Raw genomic sequence first — 7818 nt, 5'->3', positions numbered from 1 at the left:
GATTGTACTCATTTTAAACGACAACTCAAAATATAAACAAAGATCAACAGACCCTATTCTCAAAACTATTGTTGTGGCGCTGCCTCCGGCAAACCTTCTAAATCTGACGGCGATAAATCCGGGATTGCCAAGTCATAACCTTCGTCTGCCGGTGAGAAACTGTCATCCAACTGATCGTCAGGATATATCTCACCATCATCCCCCCATTGCTCATCATCTTGATTGTACTGGTCATCATCAGACATATTGTAAAATGCCGCCGCCATCACCATGCTCATCACAAATTCATTGATTTTCTCTTCCGGCACTACTTCGCCGTTGTGTTTCAAGACGCCGTTTTCCAAGATCAAATTGGCGGTGAACGCCTCTGGGGTATCAATAAATGTACCGTCAACAAGGAAGTCAGCGCTTGCGGCTTGATAAGAGTCGTCAATGGTTTGTACTTGCCCTTGATCCGTCATATCCGGGTTATTCATTTCAACCACTGTGGTGAGCAGGCTGCGCAACATCTGTTTATTGACTTCTCCACTGAGTTCAAATTTGGAAAACAGCGACAGCATATTTTCGCCAACTTGATCACTATTATTGAAGCCGATATCAAGATTCAGTTGACTGGTGCCGCCTTCATTACGCCAAGCCAGCGGTAAAAATTGTAGTTGTGGATAATTTGCCATAAGGGTTTGCAACAATTGCTTGCCTTGCTCGTCTTGCTCCGGCGTAAATTCACCGTCTGCCGGCATATTTTTCAGTAATTCAACCAAATCATTCAGCGATTTGCCGTCAAGATGTTTAATACCCAGATCAAACTGGAATTGCCCGAAATGGTTTTCATCAATCAATAATTTACCTAGCAAATTTTTAGACGAAATATCAATAAAACCGTCATTCAATTGCACTTCACTATCGATGCTGGTGTCGCTGATCTGCAATTTCAGCGGCGAATCATCGCTTTGCTCTCCCGGTTGCAGATCAAACGAAATATCGTTGACGGTCAAACGGCTGCTGCCGACCGCCAGATTTTCAAAGCCTTTTGCCTGTTGCTGCCGACTATCCATCTTGATGCCGTTAATTTGCAAGGCGGTGCTGTTGTGCGCTGTTTCAGAGGCTTGCTCCGAAAAACTAAGCTGATCCAGATTCAATTTTATATTGCCGATTGCGTTCAGATCGGTATCCGAATCAATCACGAGATCCGACATCTTAAATTCGAAGTTGTCTTCAGCCCATTGCAACGCAGCAAACCGACTGCTGGCAACCACTTTCTCATTGTAATCCAGCGTAAAATCTGTACTGAAAGGTGTTTGCTCTTTGGCTGCCTTAAACCATGTTGTTACACTCGAGTTATTCACTAATTTGGCATTGCCTGCCAATAGCACCGGTTTTAACTCTAATTTTTGCAGACGAGCCAACGGCAACGGGCCATGTTGCACCGCACTTTCAAACACCAATTCAATTGGTTGATCATGATCCTGCAAAACCAGCTTATCTACAATTTTCGAACTGAAAAATCCACGCTGATAGCTGACGTTTTCCACTTTGAGGCCATTGCCATCAACCGGTGGTAAATACTGCGTCAGTGTTTCATTCAGATCTGCGATTTTTTCGGCATATTGCTGTTCCAGATTTTTGCCGGTGTACCAAGTTCCACCCGCCCAAAGCACAGCCAACGCTGCAACGACACTGATCGCCACCACGGATTTTTTCATATCGCTTTCCTTTTTATTTTATTGAGAAAATCAGCCCAAACGGACCCTATGGCGCGCACAATAGCATAAAATTTCAGCTTAACCTATATCAAATTGCCCCCGCAGGATAAAGCGCAGAATAAAGCAAAGTACGGTCAACCCAGCGCTTCTGTCTCTCCAAAATAATCTGTCACAGCGCTCTGTTTTTCGCTACAATAACCGCACTTTCACTCTTTGCAAAAAACCGATGAATAAAGACACCATTTTCTCTGCGCCGATCGAAAAAATCGGCGATTTCACTTTTGACGAAGCCGTCGCCGATGTGTTTCCCGATATGATCCAACGCTCGGTGCCGGGCTATTCCAATATCATCACCGCGATTGGTATGCTGGCACAACGTTTTGTGCAGCCGAACAGCCATGTTTATGATCTGGGCTGCTCGCGCGGCGCGGCAACCCTGTCGGCACGGCGCAATATCAAACAGCCGAATGTGAAGCTGATTGCAGTGGACAACTCCCCGGCAATGGTCGAACGCTGTCAACGTCACATCGATGCTTATCACGGTGAAAGTGCGGTTGAGGTGGTGTGTGATGACATTCGCAATATCAAAATTGAAAATGCCTCGATGGTGATTTTGAATTTCACGCTGCAATTTTTGCCACCGGCTGACCGCACTTTGTTGCTGCAAAACATTTATCACGGTTTAACTCCCGGCGGCGTGTTGGTGCTGTCGGAGAAATTCCGTTTTGACGATCCGAGCATCAACGAACTGCAAATCGACTTACACCATGAATTCAAGCTTGCCAACGGCTACAGCGAGCTGGAGGTCAGCCAAAAACGCACCGCACTTGAGAATGTGATGCGCACTGATTCCATTCCGCAACACAAAGTGCGGTTGCGTGAAGTCGGTTTTGCCCACGTTGAATTGTGGTTTCAGTGCTTTAACTTTGGATCGATGATCGCCATCAAGCAGCAAGAAAAATAGAAAAGACAGAAATAGACAAAAGACAATAGAGAAAACCATGATCGACTTTCGCCCTTTTTATCAACAAATCGCCACCGGCAAACTGGCAAACTGGCTGGAAACATTGCCGTTGCAGCTCAGCCAATGGCAAAAAAATGCCCACGGTGAATACGCCAAATGGGCAAAAGTGATTGAATTTTTGCCCGAACTCACCGCCTCACAGATTAATTTGCAAAGTGCGGTCGCAGCAATTCCCAGCCAACCACTGTCCGCTGGCGAACAACAACGGATTATCTACCATTTAAAACAATTGATGCCGTGGCGCAAAGGTCCGTATCAGCTGCACGGCATTGATATCGACTGCGAATGGCGTTCCGATTTCAAATGGAATCGGGTGCTACCGCACTTAGCGCCGTTGCAGGATCGCACTATTTTAGACGTCGGCTGCGGCAGCGGTTATCATATGTGGCGCATGGTCGGCGAGGGCGCCAACATGGTGGTCGGGATTGATCCGACCGAGCTGTTTTTATGTCAGTTCGAAGCGGTGCGCAAACTGCTGAATAATGACCGCCGTGCACATTTAATTCCGTTGGGCATCGAACAAATGCAGCCGCTTGCCGCATTCGACAGCGTATTTTCGATGGGGGTGCTGTACCACCGTAAATCGCCGTTGGATCATTTGAGCCAGTTACGAGAGCAGCTGGTCAACGGCGGCGAATTGGTGCTGGAAACCTTAGTGATCGACGGTGATGTCAATTCTGTGCTGGTGCCGCCGGATCGCTATGCCAAAATGAAAAACGTCTATTTTATCCCGTCGGTGGCGGCGCTGATCAACTGGCTGGAAAAGTGCGGTTTCAAAAATGTGCGCTGTGTCGATGTCGAAGTCACCTCGCTGGCAGAACAGCGCAAAACCGACTGGTTGCAAAATGAATCGTTAATCGACTTCCTTGACCCGAACGATCACCGCAAAACCCTCGAAGGCCACCCCGCCCCGAAAAGAGCGGTTTTGTTGGCGAATAAATAGGTAGATTTATGAAATTAACCGCTATTGAAATGCATAAAAACGAAGGGCTTTTTCCCACATTTACAGCAGGCTGTCCGCTTGAAAATCTGCAACCCTGTGCAAAATACACCCACTGGTTTAGTTGCTCTATTCAAGGTTTTGACACCTATGTACCCGAATCTTTTATTGAAAATAATCAATTGAATCAATCTTATAACCCGACTGAACTGAATGTCAATATTGGCGATACTGTAGAATTACTTGCGATCTACTATGAATGGGCAATAGTCAAAAATAGTACGCAGCAAGTTGGTTGGCTTCCTCTTGCCAAGCTCTATGGAAAAAATGTACCGCTTTTGGGAGAGCAATATTTTTGATGTCGACAGCTATCAGGGCAATCCGATGTTGCAGCATATTGAGGTCTGATGGAATAACGTGTGCTGACCGATGACTTGCCGATGTTTATGCGCCGCATTCGTTCCAATTAATTTAGAAAAGAGAAGAAGATCAATGAGCTATTGTGATTATGTAAACCAGTTAACACCAGAACAAGACAATCTGAATAAACACTATCACGATCACCACTACGGCTACCCGATTGAAAGTGATAACGAACTGTTTGAACGCTTAGTGCTGGAAATCAACCAAGCCGGTCTAAGCTGGACACTCATGCTGAAAAAGCAGCAAAATTTCCGTCGTGCTTACTCACAATTCGACATCGCCAGCGTCGCCGCCTACAACGAAGCCGACCGAGAGCGGTTGTTAAATGATGCCGGTATTGTGCGCAACAAATTGAAAGTCAACGCTGCGATTCACAACGCACAACAAATTCTGCTGCTACAACAACAATATGGTTCATTCAAAAACTGGCTCGATCAACACCACCCACGCCCGCTTCAAGACTGGGTTAAGCTGTTCAAAAAACAATTCAAATTTGTCGGCGGTGAAATCGTCAATGAGTTTCTGATGAGCAGCGGTTATCTGCCCGGCGCTCACCAAACGGATTGCCCGATTTATGCCCAAGTGCTAGCGAGTAAACCGGCCTGGATGAAATCAAAATAAGACTTGAAGATTTAGCTAAACCTGTTATCTTTTGTGTGAATTAATCACACAAAAGGAACATCATTATGGCTCGTACCACCAGCGTTACCCTCGGCGAACCGCTCACCAATTTTATCACCCGCATGGTTGAATCCGGACGCTACGGATCAACCAGCGAAGTCATGCGCACCGCACTTCGGCTGTTAGAAGAGCAAGAAGCGGTAAATGAAACTCTTCGCCTTGCAATTTTAGCCGGTGATCAAAGTGGAGAAAGCGATCTCACTCTACATGATATTTTTAACCGCGAAAAACAATTATTAAATGTATAAACTCTCAAAACTGGCAGAGCACGATTTTGCTAAAATTACCCGTTATAGTCTGATAAATTTTGGAGCCCAAAAAGCCTCTGACTATTTATTGTCGTTAGAAAATGCACTATTAAGATTAGCCGCATCACCTCTCATCGGCAAAAAATGTACTGCTATTGATACTACATTGATGAGCTTTCCCCACCAACAACATACGATTTTCTACCGTGTACGTAAAAATGATATTTTTGTGGTTAGAATTCTCCATCAACAAATGGAGACAAAATTACACATTAGTTACAACTAAATCCGCGGTTGCCAACCCCGCCAGTCAGCGTAGAATATTGACAACACTTTCAACAAGGATTCGCTTATGTCATTGCCAACAACCCAATTTATTAAACAAATTCACCCCAACCTTTCGCTGCAACAAATCAATGAAATTCCGGTTATCGTGCTGGATCACGCCGTTGGCAAAGCGATGATCGCCTTGCAAGGCGCCCATTTGCTGAGTTGGCAACCGCACTTTGCTGCTCAGGATATTTTTTGGTTGAGTGAAATCGAGCCGTTTAAGCTGGGCGCTGCGATTCGTGGCGGTATTCCAGTGTGTTATCCGTGGTTTAAAGATAACGGCAGCCCGGCGCATGGCTATGCGCGGATTAACTTATGGCAGCTCAGCCAATGGCAAATCCGCGATGATCAAGTCGAACTGAATTTCACCCTGCATGACCGGCACAAGCTGGTTGAAGCCGAACTGAAAATGACGTTTAGTGCTGAATGTAGGCTAAGTTTCACTCACTACGGTGAGCAAGAGGCACAACTGGCGCTGCACAGCTATTTTTATGTGGGCGATATTGCCGAAACCACGCTGCACGGTTTGCCGAAAACCGCACTGAATACGTTGAATAATCAGCAGGAAAATGTGCCGTCGCCACGCCAATTCGATCAGGAAACCGATTGTATTTACTCCGCAGAAAATCCGATCAGCCAGATTGAAGATAAGGTACAGCAGCGCACGATTGAAATTGAGCATATCAATGCGTCGGATATTGTGGTGTGGAATCCATGGCACAAAAAAACCTCCAGTATGTCGCAAAACGGCTATCAAACCATGCTTTGTGTAGAAACATCACGGATTCGCCGCCGATTAGTGCAAGGCGAAAGCGTGCAAGCGATTATTCGTCTGTCCCGCTAAACTTGCGCAAGGGCGAGTTCGTCGTCCTTGCGGTTTTTTTCATGCTAAACTTCGTGATTTTGCTCACAAAACTTCATTTGTCATGATTTAGATCATCCCTTTGCATTCCACTTAATAGGTAGTAATGTTAAAATTTTCTTGTTATCTATTATCAAAAAAAGGAAATTACTATGACATTTCGTATCGAAAAAGACACTATGGGTGAAGTTCAAGTTCCGGCGGATAAATATTGGGCGGCGCAAACCGAGCGTTCACGCAACAATTTCAAAATCGGCCCTGCCGCTTCGATGCCGCATGAAATTATCGAAGCCTTTGGTTATCTGAAAAAAGCCGCGGCGTTCGCCAACACCGATTTGGGCGTGCTGCCGGTGGAAAAACGCGATTTGATCGCCCAAGCCTGCGATGAAATTCTGGCAAATAAACTGGACGATCAATTCCCGCTGGTGATCTGGCAAACCGGCTCAGGCACCCAATCGAATATGAATGTCAATGAGGTGGTGTCCAATCGGGCGCACGTGTTAAACGGCGGCAAATTGGGCGAGAAAAGCATTATTCACCCGAATGATGATGTGAATAAATCCCAATCCTCTAACGATACCTACCCTACCGCCATGCATATTGCTGCGTACAAAAAAGTGGTAGCAACTACCATCCCTTGTGTTGAACGCTTGCAAAAAACCTTTGCCGACAAAGCCGCTGCCTTTAAAGATGTGGTCAAAATCGGGCGTACTCACTTGATGGATGCGACCCCATTGACACTGGGACAAGAGTTTTCCGCTTATGCGGCACAGTTGGATTTCGGTTTGAAAGCACTGAAAAACACGCTACCGCACTTGGCGGAATTAGCGCTGGGCGGCACCGCCGTCGGTACCGGTTTGAACACACCTAAAGGCTACGATGTCAAAGTGGCAGAATATATTGCCAAATTTACCGGTTTGCCGTTCGTGACGGCTGAGAACAAATTTGAAGCGCTGGCAGCCCACGATGCGATTGTAGAAACCCACGGTGCCTTAAAACAACTGGCGGTTTCGCTCTACAAAATTGCCAACGACATTCGTTTATTGGCATCAGGACCACGTTCCGGCATCGGCGAAATTTTGATTCCTGAAAATGAGCCGGGTTCTTCAATTATGCCGGGCAAAGTCAACCCAACCCAATGCGAAGCCTTGACCATGGTGTGCGCACAAGTGCTGGGCAACGACACCACCATCTCTTTCGCTGGCACTCAAGGCCACTTCCAACTGAACGTGTTTAAGCCTGTGATGGCGGCGAACTTCCTGCAATCAGCCCAACTGCTGGCTGATGCCTGTGTCTCGTTTGACGAACACTGCGCCGTCGGTATCGAACCGAACCATCCACGCATTCAAATGCAGTTGCAAAATTCGTTGATGTTGGTAACCGCACTCAACACGCATATTGGCTACGAGAATGCGGCAAAAATCGCTAAAACTGCGCATAAAAACGGTACAACCCTGAAAGAAGAAGCGATCAATCTGGGGTTAGTGACCGCTGAGCAATTTGATCAATGGGTGCGCCCTGAAGATATGGTCGGCAGTTTGAAATAACCGTGACGAAAACCAAGCAAACGGGATCAAATGATCCCGTTACAGATTATTGACAAAGAT

Annotated in this window: 9 protein-coding genes; 8 read left to right on the top strand and 1 reads right to left on the bottom strand. The window is 46.3% G+C overall.

Annotated features, from left to right (window positions below; translation table 11 throughout):
• Positions 1–65: 65 nt before the first annotated feature.
• Positions 66–1703: a YdgA family protein gene (locus FHQ30_RS07810; protein WP_139611011.1), complete on the bottom strand. Its 1638-nt coding sequence runs from the start codon at positions 1701–1703 to the stop codon at positions 66–68.
• 226 nt (positions 1704–1929) lie between these two features.
• On the opposite strand from FHQ30_RS07810, the gene cmoA reads away from it, so the two are divergent.
• From cmoA to fumC, 8 genes are all read left to right on the top strand, one after another.
• A complete protein-coding gene (cmoA, locus tag FHQ30_RS07805) occupies positions 1930–2667 on the top strand; it encodes a carboxy-S-adenosyl-L-methionine synthase CmoA (protein WP_139611012.1) in 738 nt (245 codons plus the stop codon).
• 37 nt (positions 2668–2704) lie between these two features.
• A complete protein-coding gene (gene cmoB, locus FHQ30_RS07800; protein ID WP_132966942.1) occupies positions 2705–3670 on the top strand; it encodes a tRNA 5-methoxyuridine(34)/uridine 5-oxyacetic acid(34) synthase CmoB in 966 nt (321 codons plus the stop codon).
• Positions 3671–3678: 8 nt separating this feature from the next.
• Positions 3679–4026 (top strand): hypothetical protein, encoded by a 348-nt coding sequence (locus FHQ30_RS07795; RefSeq protein ID WP_139611013.1) that lies wholly within the window; start codon positions 3679–3681, stop codon positions 4024–4026.
• A 133-nt stretch (positions 4027–4159) separates the two neighbouring features.
• Positions 4160–4711 (top strand): DNA-3-methyladenine glycosylase I, encoded by a 552-nt coding sequence (locus FHQ30_RS07785; protein ID WP_139611014.1) that lies wholly within the window; start codon positions 4160–4162, stop codon positions 4709–4711.
• A gap of 65 nt (positions 4712–4776) precedes the next feature.
• Positions 4777–5019 carry a type II toxin-antitoxin system ParD family antitoxin gene (locus FHQ30_RS07780; protein ID WP_139611015.1) on the top strand — a complete coding sequence of 81 codons (243 nt, stop codon included), beginning with the start codon at positions 4777–4779 and terminating at the stop codon, positions 5017–5019.
• On the top strand, positions 5012–5305 hold the full coding sequence (locus tag FHQ30_RS07775) for a type II toxin-antitoxin system RelE/ParE family toxin (RefSeq protein WP_139611016.1): 294 nt from the start codon (positions 5012–5014) through the stop codon (positions 5303–5305). Before FHQ30_RS07780 ends, FHQ30_RS07775 begins: the two co-directional genes overlap by 8 nt.
• Before the next feature lie 66 nt (positions 5306–5371).
• Positions 5372–6193, top strand: a complete 822-nt coding sequence (locus FHQ30_RS07770) for a D-hexose-6-phosphate mutarotase (protein WP_139611017.1) — start codon at positions 5372–5374, stop codon at positions 6191–6193.
• Between the two features lie 170 nt (positions 6194–6363).
• Positions 6364–7758 carry a class II fumarate hydratase gene (gene fumC, locus FHQ30_RS07765; protein ID WP_132965999.1) on the top strand — a complete coding sequence of 465 codons (1395 nt, stop codon included), beginning with the start codon at positions 6364–6366 and terminating at the stop codon, positions 7756–7758.
• The last annotated feature ends 60 nt before the right edge of the window (positions 7759–7818 follow it).

Origin of the sequence: Testudinibacter sp. 'clade 2', assembly GCF_006227735.1 — a bacterium.
Classification (GTDB): domain Bacteria; phylum Pseudomonadota; class Gammaproteobacteria; order Enterobacterales; family Pasteurellaceae; genus Chelonobacter.
This window is presented reverse-complemented; position numbering and strand designations above follow the sequence as displayed.